General features: G+C 44.4%; 23 protein-coding genes. 22 read left to right on the top strand and 1 reads right to left on the bottom strand.

The features are described 5' to 3' along the window. Positions 1-63 precede the first annotated feature (63 nt). Positions 64-1095 carry an aldo/keto reductase gene (locus tag CKK33_RS16305; protein ID WP_095705131.1) on the bottom strand — a complete coding sequence of 344 codons (1032 nt, stop codon included), beginning with the start codon at positions 1093-1095 and terminating at the stop codon, positions 64-66. 185 nt (positions 1096-1280) lie between these two features. On the opposite strand from CKK33_RS16305, the gene CKK33_RS16300 reads away from it, so the two are divergent. The 22 genes from CKK33_RS16300 to CKK33_RS16195 all read left to right on the top strand — a co-directional run bounded on the left by CKK33_RS16300 (position 1281) and on the right by CKK33_RS16195 (position 23350). Further along, the gene (locus CKK33_RS16300; protein WP_095705130.1) at positions 1281-2039 is read left to right on the top strand and encodes an SDR family oxidoreductase; all 759 of its coding nucleotides are present in this window, start codon (positions 1281-1283) and stop codon (positions 2037-2039) included. 96 nt (positions 2040-2135) lie between these two features. Beyond that, on the top strand, positions 2136-2585 hold the full coding sequence (locus CKK33_RS16295; RefSeq protein ID WP_095705129.1) for a GatB/YqeY domain-containing protein: 450 nt from the start codon (positions 2136-2138) through the stop codon (positions 2583-2585). Positions 2586-2709: 124 nt separating this feature from the next. Next, positions 2710-3471: an alpha/beta fold hydrolase gene (locus CKK33_RS16290; protein WP_095705128.1), complete on the top strand. Its 762-nt coding sequence runs from the start codon at positions 2710-2712 to the stop codon at positions 3469-3471. 2 nt (positions 3472-3473) lie between these two features. Next, positions 3474-4136 (top strand): CBS domain-containing protein, encoded by a 663-nt coding sequence (locus CKK33_RS16285; RefSeq protein WP_095705127.1) that lies wholly within the window; start codon positions 3474-3476, stop codon positions 4134-4136. 8 nt (positions 4137-4144) lie between these two features. Then, a complete protein-coding gene (locus CKK33_RS16280) occupies positions 4145-5023 on the top strand; it encodes an NAD kinase (RefSeq protein WP_095705126.1) in 879 nt (292 codons plus the stop codon). Between the two features lie 9 nt (positions 5024-5032). Continuing rightward, positions 5033-5809 (top strand): DUF6089 family protein, encoded by a 777-nt coding sequence (locus tag CKK33_RS16275; RefSeq protein WP_095705125.1) that lies wholly within the window; start codon positions 5033-5035, stop codon positions 5807-5809. 115 nt (positions 5810-5924) lie between these two features. Continuing rightward, positions 5925-6443, top strand: a complete 519-nt coding sequence (locus tag CKK33_RS16270; RefSeq protein WP_095705124.1) for a biopolymer transporter ExbD — start codon at positions 5925-5927, stop codon at positions 6441-6443. A gap of 262 nt (positions 6444-6705) precedes the next feature. Then, positions 6706-7446, top strand: a complete 741-nt coding sequence (locus CKK33_RS16265; RefSeq protein WP_095705123.1) for an isoprenyl transferase — start codon at positions 6706-6708, stop codon at positions 7444-7446. 62 nt (positions 7447-7508) lie between these two features. Further along, a complete protein-coding gene (gene bamA, locus CKK33_RS16260) occupies positions 7509-10067 on the top strand; it encodes an outer membrane protein assembly factor BamA (RefSeq protein ID WP_095705122.1) in 2559 nt (852 codons plus the stop codon). 16 nt (positions 10068-10083) lie between these two features. Next, entirely contained in the window at positions 10084-10614 is a 531-nt protein-coding gene (locus CKK33_RS16255; protein ID WP_095705121.1) for an OmpH family outer membrane protein, read from the top strand. Between the two features lie 45 nt (positions 10615-10659). Continuing rightward, positions 10660-11172, top strand: coding sequence for an OmpH family outer membrane protein (locus CKK33_RS16250; RefSeq protein ID WP_095705120.1), 513 nt, complete (start codon positions 10660-10662; stop codon positions 11170-11172). Between the two features lie 63 nt (positions 11173-11235). Continuing rightward, entirely contained in the window at positions 11236-12072 is an 837-nt protein-coding gene (gene murI, locus CKK33_RS16245) for a glutamate racemase (RefSeq protein ID WP_095705119.1), read from the top strand. A 111-nt stretch (positions 12073-12183) separates the two neighbouring features. Continuing rightward, on the top strand, positions 12184-13254 hold the full coding sequence (nuoH, locus tag CKK33_RS16240) for an NADH-quinone oxidoreductase subunit NuoH (protein ID WP_095705118.1): 1071 nt from the start codon (positions 12184-12186) through the stop codon (positions 13252-13254). Between the two features lie 93 nt (positions 13255-13347). After that, positions 13348-13941, top strand: coding sequence for a 4Fe-4S dicluster domain-containing protein (locus CKK33_RS16235; protein WP_095705117.1), 594 nt, complete (start codon positions 13348-13350; stop codon positions 13939-13941). A 23-nt stretch (positions 13942-13964) separates the two neighbouring features. Further along, on the top strand, positions 13965-14489 hold the full coding sequence (locus tag CKK33_RS16230) for an NADH-quinone oxidoreductase subunit J (RefSeq protein WP_233138243.1): 525 nt from the start codon (positions 13965-13967) through the stop codon (positions 14487-14489). After that, entirely contained in the window at positions 14486-14791 is a 306-nt protein-coding gene (gene nuoK / locus CKK33_RS16225) for an NADH-quinone oxidoreductase subunit NuoK (protein ID WP_095705115.1), read from the top strand. Before CKK33_RS16230 ends, nuoK begins: the two co-directional genes overlap by 4 nt. Then, entirely contained in the window at positions 14791-15684 is an 894-nt protein-coding gene (locus CKK33_RS16220; protein WP_095705114.1) for a hypothetical protein, read from the top strand. The genes nuoK and CKK33_RS16220 overlap by 1 nt, the downstream gene beginning before the upstream one ends. Next, positions 15681-16211 carry a TonB-dependent receptor plug domain-containing protein gene (locus CKK33_RS19735; RefSeq protein ID WP_095705113.1) on the top strand — a complete coding sequence of 177 codons (531 nt, stop codon included), beginning with the start codon at positions 15681-15683 and terminating at the stop codon, positions 16209-16211. The genes CKK33_RS16220 and CKK33_RS19735 overlap by 4 nt, the downstream gene beginning before the upstream one ends. 1 nt (position 16212) lies before the next feature. Next, entirely contained in the window at positions 16213-18276 is a 2064-nt protein-coding gene (nuoL, locus tag CKK33_RS16210) for an NADH-quinone oxidoreductase subunit L (RefSeq protein ID WP_233138242.1), read from the top strand. Further along, positions 18276-19880, top strand: coding sequence for a NuoM family protein (locus CKK33_RS16205; RefSeq protein WP_095705112.1), 1605 nt, complete (start codon positions 18276-18278; stop codon positions 19878-19880). The genes nuoL and CKK33_RS16205 overlap by 1 nt, the downstream gene beginning before the upstream one ends. Positions 19881-19948: 68 nt before the next feature. Continuing rightward, the gene (locus CKK33_RS16200; protein ID WP_095705111.1) at positions 19949-21832 is read left to right on the top strand and encodes a mucoidy inhibitor MuiA family protein; all 1884 of its coding nucleotides are present in this window, start codon (positions 19949-19951) and stop codon (positions 21830-21832) included. 3 nt (positions 21833-21835) lie between these two features. Continuing rightward, positions 21836-23350 (top strand): NADH-quinone oxidoreductase subunit N, encoded by a 1515-nt coding sequence (locus CKK33_RS16195; protein WP_095705110.1) that lies wholly within the window; start codon positions 21836-21838, stop codon positions 23348-23350. Positions 23351-23356: the final 6 nt, after the last annotated feature.

Raw genomic sequence — 23356 nt, 5'->3', positions numbered from 1 at the left:
GCTATCGCTTGATATGTCATATCACATTAAAATAAGAAGGCCCGCATTGCGGGCCTTCTTATTTTAATAAAACTTTGGCAAAGGGTTCAACTTTAAGTTTTGCCTTTGGTGCCAGTATGGGTAAATAGGGTCGCGGTCGCTGGCGGCGTCAAGCTTTTTCACCTGGTCAACCGTCAGGTTCCAGCCTACAGCGTCAAGGTTTTGTTTTAACTGTTCCTCATTGCGTGCGCCTATAATGATGTTAGCAATCGTTGGGCGTTGCAGCAGCCAGTTAATGGCTACCTGTGCAACCGTTTTCCCGGTTTCTTCGGCAACTTCATCCAGTGCGTCAACAATTTTGTAAAGTCGTTCGTAGTCAGTTTCGGGGCCATGGCTTCCGCCTTGTGCCCGGCGGTTATCCTGCGGTATAGGTTGCCCTCTTCGGTATTTGCCGCCTAATTGGCCCGATGCCAACGGGCTCCATACAATGGTGCTTACTTTTTGATCAATGCCCAGCGGCATCAGTTCCCATTCAAACTCACGGTCCAGTAAAGAATAATATGCCTGGTGTGCCACGTATTTTGCCCAGCCGTAACGCTCAGACGCCGAAAGCGATTTCATTAAATGCCAGCCCGAAAAGTTTGAACAGGCTATATAGCGTATCTTTCCGGCGGTTATTAAGTCGTCAAGCGTGCGCAGGGTTTCCTCCACCGGCGTGTTGGCATCAAAGCCGTGCAGGTGAAAAATATCAATATAATCGGTTTTCAATCTGCGCAGGCTTGCCTCAACAGAAGTGATGAGGTGAAACCTCGATGATCCAAAATCGTTAGGCCCATCGCCCATGGTAAAGGTGGCCTTGGTAGAAATTAACACGCGGTTGCGCAGCCCTTCCAGTGCCAGGCCTAATATTTCCTCAGATACGCCGTGTGAGTAAACATTAGCAGTATCAAAGAAATTTACACCGGCATCAAGGCATAAATTCACCAGTTTTTTGGCATCTGCCAATTGGGTGTTACCCCATGCTTTAAAAAAGTCGCCTTGTCCGCCAAAGGTTGCCGTACCAAAACTCAGTACCGGTACATGTAATCCCGATGCACCCAATTGTCTGTTTTCCATATGCGTTAAATGTAGTTTATTATTTACTGACGCTGCGCACCAGCAATTATTCAAATTTCGCGGATTGATTTAAAGAAAGTATCATGCCAATACCATAAAACGAATCCTAAAAAGATCGCAGTATGTTTTAAGGCTGATTTATTCGGTATAAAAACATAATTTCGCTGCCGATAGTTACATCTATTATGGCAAAAATAGCTTTAATAACAGGTGCTACCGCCGGCATTGGCGAGGCCTGTGCACACACGTTCGCCCAGCAGGGGTATGATCTGATACTTACCGGCCGCCGATTAGACCGGCTGGAGAAACTGGCACATCATCTTAATGATAAATACAATGTAGAAATCGCGGTTTCGTCATTTGATGTGCGCAACCGTGAAGAGGTTACGCGCAGCCTGGATGGCTTACCCAGCAGGTGGCGCGAGGTTGATGTATTAATTAATAACGCCGGGCTTAGCCAGGGACTCGACCCATTAAACCAGGGTAGCTACGATGACTGGGATACCATGATAGATACTAACATTAAAGGTTTACTATATGTAAGCAAAATAGTATCTAACTGGATGATCTCTAACGGCCATGGGCATATTATAAACATCGGCTCAATAGCCGGTAAAGAGGTTTATCCAAACGGAAATGTTTATTGCGCTACCAAACACGCTGTAGATGCGCTGAACAAAGCTATGCGCGTTGATCTATTGCAGCACGGCATTAAAGTTACCGCTATACACCCGGGTATGGTAGAAACGGAGTTTTCCGAAGTGCGTTTTAAAGGCGATAAAGACCGCGCTAAAAAAGTTTATGAAGGCTTTGAGCCACTAAAGGCAGAGGATATAGCCGAAACTATCTGGTTTGTAGTATCGCGGCCGGCGCATGTTAATATTAACGATTTATTAATAATGCCAACCGCGCAGGCCACGGCAACTAATGTGTTAAAGAAATAGATGTGCAGATTTTAAATGTGCAGATGTGCAAATAACACGTGTAAACAAATAATAATACAACATTTAACAATAGGGCAATCCTAAAAACTAAATACCATGTCACTTATATCACAAATAGACCAGGATATTAAACAGGCAATGTTAAGCAAGCAGGCCGACAGGCTGCGTGGCTTACGTGCCATTAAGTCGGCCTTGTTGCTGGCTAAAACCGAAAAGGGTGCAGCCGAAGAGCTTACGCAGGAAGCTGAGATTAAAGTGCTGCAAAAGCTCATTAAACAGCGTAAAGAATCGGCTGATATTTACAAAGCCCAGGGCCGCGAAGATCTTTACGATATCGAAATGGCCGAGATGTACGTAATAGAACCCTACCTGCCGCAGCAAATGACCCGTTTTGAGATAGAGGGGTATATACAAGAGCTGATAACCCGGTTAGGTGTTACATCTGTAAAAGATATGGGCAGGGTAATGGGTGTAGCCAATAAGGAACTGGCCGGCCGTGCAGATGGTAAAACGGTATCTGAGGTAGTTAAACAACTCCTCGGCTAAGGCTGCCGTAATAAATCTGTACAAAAGCTGGTAAACTGTTTTTATAATTATATTTTTACAGCATCGGGCAAAAATTGGTAATGCGCCCGGTGTATTTTTTTCAACGAACTCACACACAATTTATATGGACTTGGTGCTTAAGGAAGAACATGGATTTAGCTACATAGAAGAAGGCGAAGGCGAACCGCTTTTACTTTTGCATGGCTTAATGGGCGCTTTAAGCAATTGGCACGATGTGGTAGAGCAGTTCAGCAAAAATTACAAGGTATTGATACCTATGCTGCCTATTTATGATCTGCCTATCCTGACTACCGGTGTACGCGCGCTTTCTAAATTTGTGCATAAGTTTATAAAATTTAAAAAGCTGTCAAATGTGGTATTGCTGGGTAATTCGCTTGGCGGCCATGTAGGTTTAATATATGTGCTTGCGCATCCGGGTTACGTAAAGGCGCTGGTATTAACCGGTAGCTCCGGCCTGTATGAAAATGCTTTCGGAGGCTCATTCCCACGCAGAGAAAGCAAGGATTTTGTGCGCGAAAAAGTACAATATACCTTTTATGACCCTGCTATTGCCACAGATGAATTGGTTGATGAGGTTTTTGTAACTATAAATGACAGGGCAAAGGTAATACGCATACTGGCCATGGCAAAATCAGCCATACGCCACAATATGAAAGATGACCTGCGTAAAATAACTATGCCGGTAGCACTCATATGGGGGCGTAACGATAAAATAACCCCGCCTGAGGTAGCTGTTGAGTTTAACGAGCTTTTGCCTAACTCGGAGCTACACTGGATTGATAAATGCGGGCATGCGCCAATGATGGAGCGTCCTGAAGAATTTAATCACTACCTTAAATTGTTCCTGGATAAACTAAAAAAGTAAAGATGATTGCAATTGAGCTGATAGAGGACGCGATACCCCCGGTACATACTTCTGATACCATACAGAAAGTTTTTGACCGCATGGCAGAGTTCCGTGTAAGCCATTTGCCAATTGTTAACGAAGAGCAATTCCTCGGTCTGATCAGTGAGGACGACCTGATCGAGGAGCCAGACTATAACACGTCCATAGGCGCGCTGGCTCTTTCGCTGGTTAATCCTTATGTTTTGGAAGACCAGCATGTTTATGATGTAATTCGCCTGTTTTATGAGCAACAACTCACGGTAGTGCCGGTACTTAACCAAAAAAAAGATTACCAGGGCCTCATCAGTATTAATTGCCTGGCTGAGTACTTTGCCAAGCTCACATCGGTTACCGATCCTGGTGGTATTATTGTGCTGGAGGTAGATATACGCAATAATTCGCTGGCGCATATGTCGCAGGTGGTGGAATCTGATAACGCGCAGGTATTAAGTTCATACACACGCACCTTCCCCGATTCTACACGTATGGAAGTAACGCTTAAAGTTAACAAACAGGATATCTCCAATATACTCGCCACTTTTCAGCGTTATAATTACGAGGTTAAAGCTACTTTTAATTTTACCGACCATAACAATAACTCTTTAGACAGGTATGATTCGTTTATGAACTACCTCAATATTTAGCACCCTACATGAGAATAGCAGTATACGGCAGGCAATTTAATGATGCATCGGTATTTCCTTATATACGCCAGGTGTTTGATAGCCTGAGGCAGCATAATGCCGAGATCTGTATACATCCTCAGCTTAAAGAGAACCTGCAGGGCAATGTAGATACATCGGCCTGTAAACTGCTCGACTGTGTTAACGCCAATAACGAAGTTGACGCTTTCCTTACCCTTGGCGGCGATGGTACGCTGTTGGATATGGTAACTGTTATCCGCGATTCGGGCATACCCGTTATCGGTATTAATTTTGGTCGGCTTGGCTTTTTAGCCAGTGTTAATAAAAGCGATATAGCCGCGGCCATACACGCGCTGATGGCCGGAGAGTATACGATAGACAGCCGTGAACTGCTGGTGATAGACTCAGACGAAAAAGTGTTTGGCGACAATAACTTTGCGCTTAACGATGTTACCATACACAAGCGCGACGATTCGGCCATGATCACCTCACACGTAGCGCTCGATGGCGAATTCCTGAATTCTTACTGGGGTGATGGCATTATTATTTCTACACCAACCGGCTCAACGGCTTATTCGCTAAGTTGTAATGGTCCTATTATATTCCCGCAGTCAAATAGCATAGCGCTTACTCCCGTAGCGCCACATAATTTAAATGTGCGCCCTGTTGTGCTGCCTGATAGCAGCAGGTTGTCTGTTGATGTGGATTACCGGGGAAACAACTACATTGTATCTTGCGATAGTCGTACCGTTATAGTAAATAAGCCCATGCAATTCAGGGTTTACAAGGCCGATTTTAAACTTAATCTCATCCGCCTTAATAATGAAAGCTATCTGTCTACGTTAAGGAAAAAGTTATTATGGGGACTGGATGCCCGTAATTATTAACTTTACTTAATGCCAAAATACTTTACTTTACTATTGCTTTGTATGTTGTGGCTTGGCGCAAGTGCCCAAACCTGGGAAATTGGCGGCAGCGTAGGGGGTACGGGCTACATTGGTGACCTCAATACCAATAATTATCTTAAGCCCGGCGGCGGTTATGGCGGCGTGTTTATAAAACGAAATTTTAACCCTTACCTGGCTATCCGTTTAAATTATGTTTACGGGCAAATAAGCGGCGCAGATAGTACTTCGAGCGTACAACAGTTAAGGCAGCGTAACCTCAGTTTTATTGACCCGCTTAAGGAATTGAGCATGGTGCTGGAGTTTAACTTTATGAGTTACGTGCCCGATGCCGGTAAAAATAAGTATACACCTTATGTGTTTTTGGGCGGAGGTATAACCGGTTACGCGCCGCGTGCCTGGTATAACGGGCAGTTGTTTAGCTTGCGTTACCTGCAAACAGAAGGGGTTGCTTACGGCAGCAAAACTTTAGTAATACCATTTGGCGCGGGTTTTAAATATAATATAGGTGGTAAATGGACGTTGGGTGCCGAACTGGGTTACCGCTACACCAATACCGATTACCTGGACGATGTAAGCGGTGTTTACAAAGGCGTATTTACCAATGATACCGCCAGGCGCCTGGCCGACCGCTCGGGCGAAATAAACGGCGGTGTAAATATTGGCACACCCGGCTCCCAGCGCGGAGACCTTAAACCCCGTGATTTTTATAGCTTTTTTGGCTTAACATTTAGTTATACTTTTGTAACCTCAAAGTGTTATTATTAAGAATTTAATTCTTAATAATTTTATAAAACAAAATTATATTTTGTTTTATAAAACATTTGTTTATATTTATTGGTAATGTAAGTAACCAATTTATTCACCCTTAAATATAAATATCATGGCCGAACTTAATTCACACCCACAAAACAGCGATAAAAAAGTGCGTGCCAAAAAAGCCGCCCTAAGAGTAGATTTAACCGCTATGGTTGATCTCGCTTTTTTGCTGATCACATTTTTTATGCTTACCACTACCTTAAGTAAACCCAGGGCAATGAAAATAACCATGCCAGTAGGGGAGAGTAGCCCCGTGCCACAATCACGCACCCTAACCATTTGCCTCGGCAAGGATAACCACGCCGTTTGGTATCTGGGCCAACTGACAAATCCTTCTGTAGCTGCCACCGTGACCAATTTTAGCCGCGACGGCTTACGTAGGGAAATAGCCAAAGCGCGAAATAAAGTGCGTACAGAAACCGGTAAGGATATGATTGTGGTAATAAAACCGGCAGAGACTTCTGTTTATGATAATTTGGTAAACACTATTGACGAAATGAGCATTGGTAATATTGAGCAGTATGCCATAGCCCGTATTGACAAAGCCGACATTGATATGATGAAAGCGAAAAGCGTTTATTGAAAAGCATACTCCTAAAGCTTGCTTACGCGCTGTTGTAATTATGCAACGGCGCTTTTTGTTGATATACAGCACTATCGGCTATAATAGTCATCAAACCGGTACTTATTTCTTTTTTAACGCATACTAAAATAATACAAACTAAGTTTTTACCTTTGTCAGCTGAAAATAACATAAGTTATTGAGTGCTTTACTATATGGTAACTACATTGCCCGTGTAAAGCGGTACACCAGCATTACGGAGCTGTAAAAAACCGTAAGGGAAATGAGTTATAAAGACCAGGTAGATCTTCAGAAATTACCCCGTCACATTGCAGTTATTATGGATGGGAACGGGCGATGGGCAAAAGGTAAAGGCAAATTAAGGGTTTTTGGCCATCACAACGGGGTGCTCTCTGTGCGTGATGTGGTGGAAGGTGCCGGCGAGTTAGGCATCCAGTACCTTACCTTATATACCTTTAGCGCCGAAAACTGGAACCGCCCCAAGCTGGAGGTTACCGCCATTATGGAACTGCTCATCAGTACCCTCAATAAGGAGATTGCCAAGCTGATGAAAAATAACGTGCGTTTAAACGCCATAGGCGATCTGGATAAGCTACCCGGCAAATGCCACCGCGAACTGCTGGGCGCCATTGAAAAAACATCGGGCAATACAGGCTTGGTACTCACCCTGGCGTTAAGCTATGGCTCGCGCGATGAAATAGTACATGCGGCAAGGCAATTGGCGCAAAAAGTGCGCGACGGTCTTATACAGCCGCATGAAATTGATGAACAAATGTTTGAAGATAATTTATACACAGCGGGCATTCCTAACCCCGAGCTGCTGATACGTACAAGCGGCGAGTACCGCATCAGCAATTACCTGCTATGGCAAATAGCTTACGCGGAGCTGTATTTTACAGATAAGCTCTGGCCCGATTTCAGGCGGGAAGACCTGTTTGAGGCCATACTGGATTATCAGAAACGCGAACGCAGATTTGGCAAAACGAGCGAACAGGTAAATTAAATTTTACTTTTAACACTTTTTAACAACTGTATAAATTATTTTTAGCCCACTAAAACATTCGGATGAATAAAGTTTTTTTTGCCCTTCTCTTCACAATTATAAGTACAGCGGCATCGGCGCAAATAACGGGCGGCAGGCAGCAAAGCATGCTGTCGGGCGGGTCTAAAATTACCGATACGCTCAGCTATCTTAACCCTAAGGACTATATTATAGGAGGTATTACTGTTTCGGGTATCAAACACCTCGACAAGGATATTATCCTTACCATATCAAAACTTAACAAGGGCGATAAAATAACACTTCCTGGCGAGCAAAATGCCAACGTCATCAAAGACCTGTATAAGCAGGGTTTGTTTGATGATGTGCAGCTGAACGTTACCGGCATACACGCGGATACCGTTTTCCTGGAAATTGTGGTTGCCGAGCGGCCACGTTTGTCGCGACTGCACATCACCGGGCTACGCAAAGGCGAAATAGAGGATCTGAACAAGAAACTGAACGATAAAACCGGTAAAATTGTTAACGAAAACCTTTTAAGTACTACTACCGCTATTATCAAAAAGCACTTTAACGAGAAAGGTTACCTTAATACTACTGTTGATATTAAGCAAACCAAAGACCCCGGCGATGCCAATAGTGTTATACTGGATGTTGCGGTTAATAAAAGGAACAAGGTAAAGATCAACAGCGTTACTTTTGAAGGTAATAAGGCACTGTCTGACGCTACCTTACGTGGTTTCCTTAAAAACACCCGCCGTAAACGTTTCTACAATATATTCGGTTCAAAGAAATTTAAGCAGGATAAATACGACGAGGATAAGCAAACGCTTGTTGAAAAAATGCAGGACCGTGGTTACCGCGATGCTGAGATCATAAGCGATACCGTAACACGGCATGATGACAAAACGGTTGACGTAAAGATCAAAGTTTACGAAGGCCCTAAATATTATTTCGGTAACGTTAAGTTTTCTGGTAATGCAACGTATTCAGCCGAATTATTGACCAAGATACTTTCTATCGAAAAAGGACAGGTATTTAGCGAGGAAGAACTAAATAAGCGTTTAACAGGCCCTACGCCAAATAATGATGATGTTTCATCGCTGTACTTGAACAATGGTTACCTTACCTTCCAGGCTGATCCGGTACAAACCAACATTCATAATGATACGGTTGACCTGGATATCCGTATTTACGAAGGTCCACAATACACCATTAACCGTGTTATATTAAAAGGTAACGATGTTACCAACGATAAAGTGGTAAGGCGTGAGATACGTACCAAGCCGGGCCAGAAATTTAACAAGGAACTGTTGATACGTAGTGCCCGTGAAATTGGCCAGTTGGGTAACTTTGACGAGCAAAAAACGGAACCGCGCCCAACCAATATTAACCCTGTTGATGGTACGGTTGATCTGGTGTATAACGTAGTTGAAAAGCCATCAGACCAGATCGAGCTTTCGGGTGGTTTTGGTGGCGGCCAGTTGGTAGGTACTTTAGGTTTAACCTTCAACAACTTCTCGTTACGTAACATATTTAACCTTAAAGCCTACAAACCACTGCCAAAAGGCGATGGTCAAAAGCTGAGCTTACGTGGCCAGTCAAGCGGGCGTACTTACCAAAACTTCTCCTTCACCTTTAGTGAGCCTTGGCTGGGTGGTAAAAAGCCTATTTACTTTGCACTTTCTGCCTATACGCAGGGTAGCTCGACAGGGCAGTATTATCCAAAATCAAGCCCTTACTATAACAAATTGCGCATTAACGGTGTGGGTGTAACTTTAGGTAAAAAGTTAAACTGGCCGGATAACTACTTCCAGTTAAACTACTCGCTAAACTTTGACCACTATAACCTGGATAACTACAGCGGGTATTTGTTCCAGAACGGTACATCATACAACATCAAGTTAACACAGGAGTTAAGCCGTAACTCGGTTGACGCGCCTATTTATCCAACATCAGGTTCAAACATCAGGTTAACCTTACAGGCGACACCGCCATACTCGTTATTCAATAATGTTAACTACAGGATAGCCACTCCGGAAGAGCGTTACCATTTTGTGGAGTACTACAAATGGAAATTTGATGCGCAATGGTTCAGCCGTATCACCGGTAAGCTGGTATTAATGTCGCAGGTGCGTTTCGGTTACCTTGGCCAGTATAACAAACTGGTTGGTCCGTCTCCTTTCGAGCGTTTTAAATTGGGTGGTGATGGTATGCAAACTTACCAGTTCCTACAAGGTACAGACATTATTGGTTTGCGCGGTTATGAGAACTTCTCTATAGTGCCTGTAGGTTCAAACCAAAATGCCAACACCAACCAGGGTAACGCTATATACAACAAATACACGTTTGAATTAAGGCATCCGGTAATTGCCAGCCAGTCGGCAACTATCTTCCTGGAGGCATTTGCTGAGGGTGGTAACGTATGGGATAATTTTAGTCAGTTCAATCCGTTTAATGTTAGGCGTTCAGTAGGTGTGGGTGCAAGAATATTCTTACCTATATTTGGTTTACTTGGTTTGGATTACGGTTATGGTTTCGATCAGATACCCGGTCAGCCTGATGCCAACAAAGGTCACTTCCATTTTACAATTTCACAGAGTTTGAATGGCGGATTTAATTAATTTTGCATAGCAAGTTATGAAGAAGATAATTTTAGTATTGATTTTTACGTTCAGTGCATTTACAGCGGCGCTGGCACAGCGTTTCGCTTATGTTGATTCTGATTACATATTAAAGCACATGCCCGAGTATGCTTCATCACAAAAGCAGTTGGCAGCTTTATCAGAATCATGGCAGAAAGATGTGGATGGCCGTTTTCAGGAAATTGAACGCCTTTACAAAGCTTACCAGGCCGATCAGGTTTTAATGACGCCTGAGCAGCGCAAACGCCGCGAACAGGAAATAGTGGATAAGGAAAAAGCGGCTAAGGATTATCAGCGCCAGATTTTCGGTCCGGATGGCGACCTTGCTAAAAAAAGCAATGCCCTCATTAAACCAATACAAGACAAGGTGTCTAAAGCTGTACAGGCAATTGCCGAGAGCGAAAACCTTGATATGATATTTGATAAGAACAGCGAGGTAATTATGCTTTATGCCAACCCGCGTTACAACAAAAGCGATGCGGTAATTACACGCCTGGGCCTTAAACCGGGTGTACTTGCCAGATAAAGATTATATATTTAGAACTATTATTAAACACAGGAAAAACAACAAATGAAAAAACTATTTAGAGTTGCGTTAGTTGCAGCGGGGATGTTATTTGCAGGCAACTTTGCCCAGGCTCAGTCTAAAATTGGCCACATCAACTTTCAGCAGTTGATCGGCCTGATGCCTGAAGCTAAAACACTGAGCAGCCAGCTTGATATCTACAAAAAAACGTTTATTGACAGGCTTACTGCCATGAACACCGAACTGCAAACCAAAAGTAAAGAATACCAGGACAAAAGAGCGTCTATGAATGATGCTACCCGTATCGAGAAAGAAAACGAACTACAGGATTTAGGTAAACGTTTCCAGGATTACCAAAACACTGCACAGCAACAAGTAGAGGCTAAAGGTAACGAGCTTACCAAGCCTTTGATTGATAAAGCACGCGGTGCTGTTGAGCAGGTAGCTAAAGAAAAAGGTTACGGCTATGTTTTAGATACCACTAACGATTATTTAGTTGTATCACCAGCAGCTGATGATCTGATGCCGGCTGTAAAAGCAAAATTGGGTTTAAAATAATTTAAACGTTAAATAATTGAAAAGCGCCCTCTATACAGGGCGCTTTTTTTATTTTTGGTATATATGAAGCAAAAAGGGCCTATAGGCGTATTTGATTCGGGAATAGGTGGTTTAACGGTATTGCGCTCTATTGTTGAGCAACTGCCCCAGTATGATTATTTGTATCTGGGCGATAATGGCCGGGCTCCTTACGGTAACCGTTCTTTTAACACCATACACCAATACACCTGGGAGTGCGTGCAATGGATGTTTGCTCAAGGCTGCCCGTTAGTGATATTGGCCTGTAATACTGCATCGGCCAAGGCCTTACGAACTATTCAGCAGCAGGACATGCCCGGACGGCATCCCGATGAGCGCGTATTAGGCGTAATACGCCCAACGGCAGAAGTGATAGGCAATTACACTAAAACAAACCATATTGGCGTATTAGGCACAACCGGTACGGTACAATCTGGCTCTTACCTGTTGGAGATCGAACATTTTTTTCCCGAGCTGAAAGTTTATCAGCAAGCCTGCCCGCTGTGGGTACCCATTATTGAAAGCGGCGAGTACCTAAAGCCCGGTGCTGATTATTATGTGAAACAGTACCTGGACGAATTACTGAAACAATCCGCTGATATTGATACCATCTTACTGGCCTGTACGCATTACCCGCTGCTACTGCAAAAAATAAAGCAGCATTTGCCGGAAGATATTAAGGTAGTAGGCCAGGGCGATATTGTAGCCCATAGCCTCAAAGATTATCTGTCGCGCCATCCCGAAATGGAGCAACGCCTGGCTAAGGCAGGTAGCCGCCAGTTCTTCACCACTATGGATGATACGCCAGAGTTTGATAAACATGCCTCGGCTTTTTTTGGTACCTCCATACAAAGTGTCTACACTGATGTGCGCAAATGCTGAAACACATGGGTTGTAATGGTAGAAGCATTCTAAATAAGCGCTAAAAAAGCCCTACCAAAACAGTCAACTATCCTAAGCATTTAGTAAGTTTGCAGCCTAAGCAAAACCAATTTGAGTTTATACCTCACATATTTTATTGTCGCGGCAGGTTTATTTGCTTTCGTGGCGGTTTTTACCATGTTTGGCGTTTATGCCGAGCGTAAGGTAAGCGCTTTTATACAGCACCGCCTTGGCCCTACAGAAACCGGTAAATATGGTACGCTGCAGGTATTGGCGGATATGCTTAAAATGGCTCAAAAGGAGATCATTATTCCCGCTGCTGCCGATAAGATTTTATTCTTGGCTGCCCCCGTGATCATTTTTATTGGGGTGTATCTTGGTTTTGTGGCATTACCCTGGGGGCCGGGTTTAGTACCGGCAAACATCAACATTGGTTTATACTATGTCTTCGCTATTATCTCGATAGAAACTCTCGGTATTTTAATGGCCGGTTGGGGTTCAAACAACAAATACTCCATATTGGGAGCTATGCGTTCGGCCGCGCAGATCATTTCTTATGAGATCCCCGCAGGGTTTGCTATTATCGCTGTAGTGATGGTGGCGCAAACGCTCAATTTACAGGATATAGCTACCCAGCAAGGCGTATTATCGGCAGAGAAGGTGAAGTTTTTGGGCTTGTGGGACGTAACACATACCGGAGGCCTGCTATCATGGAATATATTTAAAGCGCCGCATTTGCTGGTGGCTTTTGTTATCTATTTTATTGCCTCGCTGGCCGAAAGTAACCGGGCGCCTTTTGATATACCCGAGGCCGAATCAGAACTGGTGGCCGGTTTCCATACAGAATTTACCGGGCTACAATTCGCGCTGGTTTTCCTGGCAGAATATTCCATGATGTTCCTGGTATCTATGATAGGTGTAGTGCTGTTTTTGGGAGCATGGAATACACCGCTGCCAAATTTGGGGGCCGTAAAGCTGGCCAACTGGACAACCGGGCCGCTATGGGGTATATTATGGATACTGTTAAAATCGCTGGGGTTAGTTGGTGTACAGATGTGGATACGGTGGACTTTGCCGCGCCTGCGTGTTGACCAGCTCATGAACCTTTGCTGGAAAGTACTTACACCACTGGCATTTTTATGTATGCTGATATCCGGTATATGGCGGTTATGGGTAATGTAGTTTGGAAAGAGAATTAAGATACAAGAATCAGGAATCAAGAAGAGAGATCATGAAAATCCTTCAATCAGGCAGATCATGGTTCAAAACAAATAAATGATTAAACAGACAATAAAAGGATTAACCACTGCATGGAAGGGACTCACCCTTACCATCAAAGCTCTTTTTGCGTCAAATAAAAAGCGTAAGGTAGTTGCCGTAACGGATAACAATTACTTTAAGCTCCAGGAAAGTACCAATACCATTCAATATCCTAAACAGGCTTTACCTGTACCGGAGGTAGGCCGTTACCAGTTGGATGTGGAGATTGACGACTGCATAGTTTGCGACCTTTGTGCCAAGATATGCCCGGTGAACTGTATCGATATCGAGTCGATCAAATCAACCCAGGGTGTTATCGGCGAAACTTCTGACGGCTCCAAGAAAATGTTGTACGCGGCCAAATTTGATATTGATATGGCCAAGTGCATGTACTGTGGCTTATGCACCATTGTGTGCCCTACGGAATGCATCACCATGACCAATCAATATGATCGTACCGTGTTTGACCTGGGGCAGTTGACATACCAGTTTTCAGATATGGCGCCCGAAGAAGCAGCTGAGAAGCGCCGTTTGCTTGATGAGCAGCAGGCCGCCAAAGCCGCGGCAAAAGCAGCCGCGCTAAAGGCCAAAGAAGGAGGGGCATCCTGATGATAAAAGTATTCTTTTATTTAATGGCCTTTATCACCCTGGCATCGGCACTGGTTGTAGCCGCGGGCAAAAATCTCGTTCGCAGCCTCTTCATGTTTTTCGTTACCTTGTTTGGCCTGGCCGGCTTATATGTGTTGGCACTGGCCGATTTTGTGGCCGTTACCCAGATAGTGATCTATGTGGGGGGGATACTGGTATTGATACTGTTCGCGTTTATGCTTTCGGGCAAAGAGGCTTTAAATAAAGTGAGTGTACAAGCAGATGGTTTTATCTCTTTAAAGAATGCGCCTGCTTTATTGCTTGCCGGCTTGTTCCTGGTCATCATGTTTAATGTGGTGTTTAAGGCGCAGGCTGATAACCTGCCATGGGTGCAGGCCGCTATCAGCAATCAGAATATTATGCCGGTTAACGGTACAGGTATTAACCATATTGGTGTCAACCTCATGACACGGTATTTACTACCTTTCGAGGTAATTTCTATATTGTTAATGCTGGCACTGGTTGGCGCCGCTCATCTTTCACGGAAACCGAAGGAGGATGAAGTATGATCACGCTGAATGATTTTTTAATGGTAAGCGTGGTGCTATTCTGCATAGGCCTGTATATTATCCTTGCTAAAAGGAATGCTATACAGGTTTTAATTGGGATAGAGCTGATGCTGAATGCTGCAATACTCAACCTGGTGGCTTTTGGCCGCTTTGACCGTGCCAACAACGCCGGGCAGGTTTTTGCCCTTTTTGCTATTGTGCTTGCCGCGGCAACCACTGCTGTGGCGCTGGCTATAGTCCTAAACGTATATCGCCGATATAAAACAATTGATCCTGACCAAATAAACCAGTTGAAAGATTAATGAAACGGCTATTGATCATATTACTTGTACTGCTGTCTGTGACCAGCGCTGACGCGCAACGGAAAAAGAGCCGTACAAAGAAAAAAGCTAAACACACTTCTGTAAGGCGCTCAAAAGGAAGGCATCACAGAGCTACCCATTACAGTGAGCCTGAACCCGAACCGGAAGAAACACTGCAATATGTAACCATGGGTGCCGATAAACGCATGGTTTTTAATGACCCACCCGAGGGCGAGCCCAAACCTTACGTGTTAATTAACGATATACCCTATACAGGCAACCTACGCGATATTAATGTAAACGATGTGATAGAGGCCTCGGTAGTAAACCGTAAAAGTGCCAGGGCTATGTACGGCCCCAAAGCTTCTGCCGGTGCGGTATTAATAAAAGCCAGGCGGTTACCTGCCGGCTTAACAGGTACGCCGGTTACGCAGTTACAGCCACAGGCCACGGTACAAAGTGTGCCCCGCAAATCATTCATTTATAATGAAGAGGTTACTTACGGAAATGTAAGCGATATTGCGGCTGAAAAGATATTAAGCATTGATACCTTGATACAGCCTAAATTTATGGGGGCAAAAGAGATGGATACCACCATTAGTGTCACCTCTAAAGTGTATGGCCGTAAACTGTATCAATACAAATTCGGTACCTTGTCCAAAGCCTATAAAAGATACATCCGTAGCAGAAGGGGTAATGATAAGGGTGTAGTTTATGAAGTAAGCGATGGCACTACACTTGAAGGTGGTAACGAGGACGACCTGCTTAAACTCTTTAAACTCTACAGCGCGGATATACAATCAGTAGAATTTACCGGCCCGCATGGCACACGTAAAAATCGGGTACCGGCCAAACTAACCATAGTACTTAACCCAGGCACTACTCAGCAATGAAAAAAATAGCAATGATCATTTGCCTGTTTGCTTCGGTAAGCACGTTTGCTCAGGATACTGTTAAAAAAACGGTAAAATCTGTTACAATTGACGAAGATATGGCCAAGCGCCCTGAGCCGCTTTATGTTATAGATGGATATAAGGCGAATGACCATATTTTTAGGAAAATAAAACCTGATAATATTGAAAGCATAAGCGTTTTAAAAGGTGCTTCCGCGACAGCTTTGTACGGATCAGAGGGGGCAAATGGTGTAATAATTATAGCAACCAAAGCAGGCACAAAAGGCACTTTGGCATTAATCAAAAAAGATTCATTAGCTACCAATACTTTTAAAGGCGCGCTTTATATAATTGATGGGGTGAAAGTTGATAAGGCAATGTTGAAAAAGCTAAACCCTGATGAAATTGAGAGCGTGAGCGTTTTAAAGGATGCTTCCGCTACGGCTATATACGGTTTAGAGGGAACTAATGGCGTAATACTGGTAACCACGAAAAGTGGTTCGAAAAAACAAAAAGCTAAAAACTAATTTGATAAAGGCCCTATCACATACCGACGCACAAACCGTAAGCTTCGCCATTTGGGCGGTAGCTCTGCCTTTTGTGGCGTTTGCTGTTAACCTTCTGTTATTATTCAGGAGTCGCATAGCCGCGCTGGTATCAACCGCAGCTATATTAGCTTCGCTTATACTGGCAGTAAAGGTATTTTTTGCGGTATGGAATGCACCGGTGATACATGCGCAAACGGTTTGGTTTACCGTAGGCACTGCAAAGGTACCGTTGGGTATACTGCTTAATAACCTTTCTGCATTGATGCTGTTGCTGGTGCCTGTAATAGCGCTGCCGGTACACATTTACTCCATAGCTTATATGAAGGACGATAACGGCTATAGCCGCTATTTCCGGTACTTAAGCTTGTTTTGCTTTAGTATGCTGGGTTTGGTTGTGGTAGATAACCTGGTACTGCTCTATGCTTTTTGGGAGCTGGTAGGCTTTTCATCATACCTGCTCATCGGTTTTTGGTTTACCCGGCAAAGTGCGGTATTGGCCAATAAAAAAGCCTTTATTATGAACCGTATAGGCGATATAGGTTTACTAACGGCCATTGTTATCTTGTTTACGCAATACGGTACATTTGATATCAGCGCTTTGTTTGGTGCGGATGGTTTGGTGCCATTATCTACCATGGCGGCGGGTATGTGGGCCGGTCCGCACAGTGCTATGCCCGAGGTGTGGCAATATGTAGCCTTTGGGGGGATATTTTTGGCGGTAGCCGCTAAGTCGGCACAGTTTCCGCTGCATACCTGGTTGCCTGACGCTATGGAAGGCCCAACTTCAGTTTCGGCCTTAATACATGCGGCTACCATGGTGGCAGCCGGCGTTTTTTTGCTGGGCAGGGTTTATCCTTTATTTAACGCTACCGAGTTAACCATACTGGCTGTTGTGGGTTGCTTTACCGCGTTTATGGCGGCCACCATCGCCCTTACCCAAAATGATCTTAAACGTATACTGGCTTATTCTACCATCTCGCAATTGGGCTTTATGGTGTTGGCCATGGGTGTAGGGGCATACGCCTCGTCGTTATTTCACCTGGTAACGCACGCGTTTTTTAAATGCCTGTTGTTTTTGGTGGCGGGTATTGTTATCCACCAGATGAAACATATCAAGGAGGATAACAACCTGGATATCGATCCGCAGAATATCCTGCATATGGGTGGATTGCGCAAAAAACTACCACTTACTTTTATAATTACACTTATTGGCGCGCTGGCGCTGATAGGTTTGCCTTTAACATCAGGCTATCTCTCAAAAGATGGCATATTAATACAGGCCTTTGTTTGGGCCGAAAGTAAAGGAGCGGTATTCAGTATTATACCGTATGTGGCCTTACTCACAAGTTGGCTAACCGCTTTCTATGTGGCAAGGCTGGTGGTAAAAGTGTTTTTCGGCGATTTCAGGTTGCAAAAAGTTAATCCGCATATCCACATTCATATCGGCGATGGCAACTGGCTCTACAAAGCGCCGCTGCTGTTACTTGCGGCTTGCAGTTTATTTCCTTTGTTCTCCAAAAGCCCGGTGTTTTATGAGGACGCATGGATATACAAAAGCTTCCTGCCGTCAAATTTCCTGGCCCGCGAAAATATTTACCATACCATTGTTCCTGTTTTAGTGAACATCTTAGCGGTGGTGGTTATCTACGCGGCTTTTGCCATTTATGGCAGGCGCAATAGTTGGTCATTTCCGCAAAGGGGGCTGCTGTATCGCCTTTCTTATAACGAATGGTATATCGACCGTTTTTATAACCCCGTGGTGGTGAAAGCCGTGCTTTTGTTTAGCCGACTGTTGTACGCGTTTGACAGAAAAGTGGTTGATGGCCTGGTAGATAGTTTAGCCGGCGCAGGCATCGCTTTATCAAAAATAACCGACTGGTTTGACAGGTATATTGTTGACGGATTTTTGCATCTGGTAACCAGTGTAGTACAAACTATAGGAAACTTTGCCCGCCGTTTTCAGAGCGGTAAGGTACAATACTATTTATACAGTATGCTGCTGGTGGTGGCTGTTGTTTTTATCTTTAAATTGATCTGGACCTGATGAACTTGTTATCGCTGCTTATATTTACCCCGGTACTTTTTGGCATCATCATACTCATATTGCCATCAAGCATGCGTGCCAGTTATAAATATCTTACATTGGCCGCCACTTTAGTGCAACTGGTTATCAGCATTGCTATTTACCTGCACTTTAAAACAGGGCCGGGCTTTGCCGGTATTAATCATGAAGACCAGTTTCAACTGGTGCAAAAACTCCCGTGGATAAACCTCGATCTTGGCAGTGCCGGTAAGTTACAGATAGATTATTTTGTGGGTATTGATGGTATTTCGGTAACTATTCTGGTGATGTCGGCGCTGGTAATGGTGGTAGCTGCTATCTCATCATGGGAGATCAGCAGTAACCTGAAGGGCTTTTTCGCCTTGTTCCTGCTGTTGGATATGGCCGTGATGGGCGTTTTTTGCGCGCTTGATTTTTTCCTGTTCTACACGTTTTACGAGTTGATGCTGTTGCCGCTTTATTTCCTGATAGGCATGTGGGGTGGCGCAAGGCGAGAATACGCCGCTATCAAGTTTTTCCTGTATACGCTGTTTGGTTCGGTATTTATGCTGCTGGTAATGGTGGGCTTATACCTATCCGTAACCGACCCTGCCACGGGCAACCATACATTTAACATCATCCAGATGATGAACCCTAAAAATTATGCGGCGGGTTCGGTATTTTCTACCTTGAGCCATACCACAATTTTGGGTATGCCTGCGCGTATGGTGGGTTTTGTAGTGTTATTTATAGCTTTTGCCATTAAAGTACCGGTAGTGCCGCTGCATACCTGGCTGCCTGATGCGCACGTAGAAGCACCTACGCCCGTATCTATTATCCTGGCCGGTGTGTTGTTGAAAATAGGCGGATATGGTATCATCCGCATTTGTATGGGCATCTTTCCTGACGCTGCCCTGTCATCGGCCTTTTGGTTAGGTTTATTAGGCGTGATTTCTATTTTGTATGGCGCATTTAACGCCCTTGCCCAGCGCGATCTTAAACGCCTTATCGCTTATTCATCTGTATCGCATATGGGCTTTGTGCTGCTGGGTATCGCATCGGCTACGGCCGAGGGCATTAGCGGCGCCATGATGCAAATGGTTAGCCACGGTTTCCTGTCGGCAATGCTGTTCTTCCTGGTAGGGGTTGTTTATGGTCGTGTGCACGACAGGGATATCTATCATTTCCGGGGCTTAGCTTCATTAATGCCTCGCTACACGGTTTACGTAATGATAGCCTTTTTCGCCTCGCTTGGCTTACCCGGGTTCTCGGCTTTTGTGGCAGAAGCTTTTTCTTTAGCCGGCGCTTTTAAATCATCATCGGCAAATGGCCTGTTGCCGCAATGGATGGCCGTTTGCGGCGCAGTGGGTATATTGCTTGGGGCTGCCTATCTGTTATGGACATTACAACGCATGTTTTTTGGCACTACCAGCTTAAAGGGCGGAGAGATATGGAAAATAGCTCTTATCGATATTGGCTTACGCGAAACACTGGCATTACTGCCGCTTGCACTAATGGCCCTTGCCCTTGGTTTAATGCCATCGCTGGTATTTGGCAAAGTGAACGACGCGGTACTTGCCCTCGTTAGTTTTCTGCAGGTGAAATAATTTTTTTTGAGTGACTGTATGGAATCTGCTCCCCGGCTGCATCCTGTAGGTAATAAATCTGAATAATCATGATCAAGAAATTATTACTTATCGCTTGCCTTGTAATGGGCTCAAAAATTATTGTCCATGCCGATGATCCTCAGAAAGTAATTTCACAGGTGCAAAAGGTCACACTGTTTTTAAATGGGGCTCAGGTAACCCGTACCAGCATAGTTAGCATACCCGCCGGTAACTCAACCCTGGTTTTTGAAAATATCTCCCCTAATATTGATGTGCAAAGCATACAAGTAAAGGGTGCCGGAAATTTTACCATACTGGCGGTAAAGCATGAGATGAATTATCTTAAACAGCAGGACAAGCAAAAACAGGTGGAAGCCTTGCAGGTGCAGCAAAAAATACTGAGAGATAAGCTGGCATTGCTGAATGCCTCACTGGTAATTAACCAGGAAGAATATAATATGCTGGTGAAAAACCAAACCATTACAGGGCAAAACGCCAGCCTCGATGTGCAAAAGCTTAAGCAGGCGCTTGATTTCCAAACCGCCAGGCTTACCGAAAATAAAAAGAAAGAACAGTTGATCAATAACCAGGTAGCCGAAGTAGGTAAGCAACTGCGCCAATACGAGAGGCAAGTAGCCGATATCCTGAAAAGCAAAGGAAACACTGATGCCACCAGTGATATCCTGGTTACGGTGAGCGCAAAAGCTCCGGTGTTATCTGCTTTTTCGTTAACTTATTTAGTAAATAATGCCAGTTGGTACCCCACCTATGATATCAGGGCTAAAGATGTTAACAGCCCCATCGCTATATCTTACAAAGCAAACGTAACTCAGCAAAGTGGGGAGGATTGGAAGAATATCAAACTCACCCTATCCACCGGCAACCCTTCTGTAAGTGGCGGCAAACCGGAGTTGAAGCCTTATTTCCTTAACTATAATATGTACTATGCCGATAAGCAGGTAAGCATTACCAAAGTTAGCGGCAAGGTTACCGGCGCGAATGACCGGCAGGCGTTACCGGGCGTTACCGTTAAAGTAAAAGGTACATCAATTGGTACCGTAACCAATACTACGGGCGATTTCTCCTTGCAACTACCGGCGGGCAATCCTGTTCTGGAGTTTTCTTATATAGGGTATGAAACGCAGGAACTGCCGGTTACATCACCCGTAATGTATGCTACCTTACAGCCATCGGCCCGGCAATTGAATGAAGTGGCAGTTGTTGCGTACAGTTCTGAACGAATACAAATGAAACAGGAGTTACAGGATAGGGTAGCAGGTATACAAATAAGAGGAAAATCCACTCTGTCCTCTGTGCCGGTTGAAGTTCAGCAAACCGAAAACCAAACCAATATAGAATTTAATATAGCCAACCCATACACTATACCGAGTGATGGTAAGCAGTATTCTGTCGCGATAAATGAGGTAAGCACGAACGCCACTTACCAATACTATGTAGCGCCCAAGTTAAGCACCGATGTTTTCCTTACCGCGCAGCTTACCGATTGGAACAAATATAATTTCCTTTCGGGCGAGGCTAACCTGTTCTTTGAAGATACTTTTATAGGCAAATCTTTAATTGATACCCATGCCACAGGTGATACGCTCAATTTATCGCTGGGAGTTGATAAAAATATTGTGGTAACCCGTACCTTGCAAAAAGATATGACGGCCAAACAGGCGCTAAGCTCAAACCGTAAGGAAATACGTGATTGGTTGATCACGGTTAAGAATCGTAAGAGCCAGCCGGCAGCTTTACTGGTGGAGGATCAGATACCGGTATCGCAAAATTCGGGAATTGATGTGGAAACCCAGGAGATAAGCGGGGCAAAGCTCGATAAAGAAACCGGAAGGCTATCATACAGCCTTGCTGTTAACCCGCATGAAGAGAAAAAACTGCGTATAAAATACCAGGTGAAATACCCTAAGAACCAGGGAGTAATTGTAGACTAATAAATGAAGGATCTGTTACCAAATATTACCGCTCAGTTAAATGATATATTGCAAAGCTTGCACCTTTTTGTGCCCGAGCTTTACTTAACCGCGCTGTTCATTATTGTTCTGGTAACAGATCTTTTATTTGGCAGGCGTTCTGTTAAGATGTGCCGCCTGGTAGCTACCGGTGGCATGTTACTGGTAATTGTGCAGGTAATAAACCAGCAAGTAACCTTAGCCGCCGGTAACGCGGTAACGGTTTTTGGCGGTATGCTGGTACTGCACCATACGGCCATAAGTTTTAAGCTGATCACTGATGTACTTGCGCTGATCTTGCTGATGTATTTTGCCTGGGACGATCAGCTCAGGCGGCACCCTAAGGGTCTTTCCGACCTTTACACCATAGTTATTGGCTCGGTGCTCGGGCTGCATATGATGGCTATGGCCATCAACCTCCTGGCTGTTTATCTTGGTGTGGAAATGGTATCCATCGCTTCTTACCTGCTGGCCGCCTACCGTACAGGCAATGCGCGTAGCAGCGAGGCCGGCCTAAAATATGTGCTGTTTGGCGCGGCGGCTTCGGCGGTAATGCTTTATGGTATATCCTTACTTTACGCCTTTAGTGGTACGCTTGATCTGTTTTCGCCGCAAATGGCTGCCGCTTTATTGCATATAAATCCATTGAGTATAACGTTCGCGCTGGCTTTGCTCATGCTGGGTATCGCGTTTAAGATATCAGCCGTACCTGCTCATTTTTATGTACCCGATGTTTATGAAGGCGCGGCTACGCCGGTAACGGCTTACCTGTCTACCCTGCCAAAGATAGCAGGTTTCGCGCTGTTGATAAATGTTATTACCCCTGTTATTGTTTCGGGGCAAAATTTTGTCAACTGGTCTGGTGTCGATCTGCGGATAGTACTTTCTGTTCTCGGCATCATCACGATGATAGCGGGAAACTTTGCCGCGTTATGGCAATCCAATGTAAAGCGTATGCTGGCGTATTCGGGTATAGGGCATACCGGTTTCGCGTTAATGGCTGTGGCAACTTTTAGCGCAACTGGTCTGTCGGCATTAACCTATTATCTGTTTGTTTATGGCTTAGCCAATATAGCCGCGCTGATGCTGGCCAATTATTTCGAGAATACTGAAAACATCACAAACATCAATGATTACAAGGGGCTGGGTTTTAAATATCCGCTGGTATCGGTAGCGTTTGTGGTAGTCATGATATCGTTGACAGGTATCCCCGTTAGCGCAGGTTTTACAGGAAAGGTGTTGGTTTTTTCGGCGGTTTACGATGTTTATCAGCAAACGCATAGTGCATGGCTCATGGCGTTAATGGCTACCGGGGCTGTTACTACAGTTGTAGGCTTGTTCTATTATATTAAAATTCCGCTTAACCTGTTCCTGAAACGGGTGGAGTTTATCCCGGACGAAAGCTCAAAATCTACTAATTTAGTAGTTTTTTCTACTGTAATTGCATTATTGCTAATTATTTTTGGTGTTTTACCAAATTTGTTAACCAAAGTGCTTTGATAATTT

The organism is Mucilaginibacter sp. MD40 (assembly GCF_002288635.1).
GTDB lineage: Bacteria > Bacteroidota > Bacteroidia > Sphingobacteriales > Sphingobacteriaceae > Mucilaginibacter.
Note: the sequence above shows the minus strand (reverse complement) of the source record. Positions and strands in the feature narration are given on the sequence as shown.

What these genes read in the sequence shown, in the direction of transcription:
- CKK33_RS16305 (WP_095705131.1), bottom strand. Translation starts at nt 1,095, where the DNA reads ATGGAAAACAGACAATTGGGTGCATCGGGATTACATGTACCGGTACTG.
- CKK33_RS16300 (WP_095705130.1), top strand. Translation starts at nt 1,281, where the DNA reads ATGGCAAAAATAGCTTTAATAACAGGTGCTACCGCCGGCATTGGCGAG.
- CKK33_RS16295 (WP_095705129.1), top strand. Translation starts at nt 2,136, where the DNA reads ATGTCACTTATATCACAAATAGACCAGGATATTAAACAGGCAATGTTA.
- CKK33_RS16290 (WP_095705128.1), top strand. Translation starts at nt 2,710, where the DNA reads ATGGACTTGGTGCTTAAGGAAGAACATGGATTTAGCTACATAGAAGAA.
- CKK33_RS16285 (WP_095705127.1), top strand. Translation starts at nt 3,474, where the DNA reads ATGATTGCAATTGAGCTGATAGAGGACGCGATACCCCCGGTACATACT.
- CKK33_RS16280 (WP_095705126.1), top strand. Translation starts at nt 4,145, where the DNA reads ATGAGAATAGCAGTATACGGCAGGCAATTTAATGATGCATCGGTATTT.
- CKK33_RS16275 (WP_095705125.1), top strand. Translation starts at nt 5,033, where the DNA reads ATGCCAAAATACTTTACTTTACTATTGCTTTGTATGTTGTGGCTTGGC.
- CKK33_RS16270 (WP_095705124.1), top strand. Translation starts at nt 5,925, where the DNA reads ATGGCCGAACTTAATTCACACCCACAAAACAGCGATAAAAAAGTGCGT.
- CKK33_RS16265 (WP_095705123.1), top strand. Translation starts at nt 6,706, where the DNA reads ATGAGTTATAAAGACCAGGTAGATCTTCAGAAATTACCCCGTCACATT.
- bamA (WP_095705122.1), top strand. Translation starts at nt 7,509, where the DNA reads ATGAATAAAGTTTTTTTTGCCCTTCTCTTCACAATTATAAGTACAGCG.
- CKK33_RS16255 (WP_095705121.1), top strand. Translation starts at nt 10,084, where the DNA reads ATGAAGAAGATAATTTTAGTATTGATTTTTACGTTCAGTGCATTTACA.
- CKK33_RS16250 (WP_095705120.1), top strand. Translation starts at nt 10,660, where the DNA reads ATGAAAAAACTATTTAGAGTTGCGTTAGTTGCAGCGGGGATGTTATTT.
- murI (WP_095705119.1), top strand. Translation starts at nt 11,236, where the DNA reads ATGAAGCAAAAAGGGCCTATAGGCGTATTTGATTCGGGAATAGGTGGT.
- CKK33_RS16235 (WP_095705117.1), top strand. Translation starts at nt 13,348, where the DNA reads ATGATTAAACAGACAATAAAAGGATTAACCACTGCATGGAAGGGACTC.
- CKK33_RS16230 (WP_233138243.1), top strand. Translation starts at nt 13,965, where the DNA reads ATGGCCTTTATCACCCTGGCATCGGCACTGGTTGTAGCCGCGGGCAAA.
- nuoK (WP_095705115.1), top strand. Translation starts at nt 14,486, where the DNA reads ATGATCACGCTGAATGATTTTTTAATGGTAAGCGTGGTGCTATTCTGC.
- CKK33_RS16220 (WP_095705114.1), top strand. Translation starts at nt 14,791, where the DNA reads ATGAAACGGCTATTGATCATATTACTTGTACTGCTGTCTGTGACCAGC.
- CKK33_RS19735 (WP_095705113.1), top strand. Translation starts at nt 15,681, where the DNA reads ATGAAAAAAATAGCAATGATCATTTGCCTGTTTGCTTCGGTAAGCACG.
- CKK33_RS16205 (WP_095705112.1), top strand. Translation starts at nt 18,276, where the DNA reads ATGAACTTGTTATCGCTGCTTATATTTACCCCGGTACTTTTTGGCATC.
- CKK33_RS16200 (WP_095705111.1), top strand. Translation starts at nt 19,949, where the DNA reads ATGATCAAGAAATTATTACTTATCGCTTGCCTTGTAATGGGCTCAAAA.
- CKK33_RS16195 (WP_095705110.1), top strand. Translation starts at nt 21,836, where the DNA reads ATGAAGGATCTGTTACCAAATATTACCGCTCAGTTAAATGATATATTG.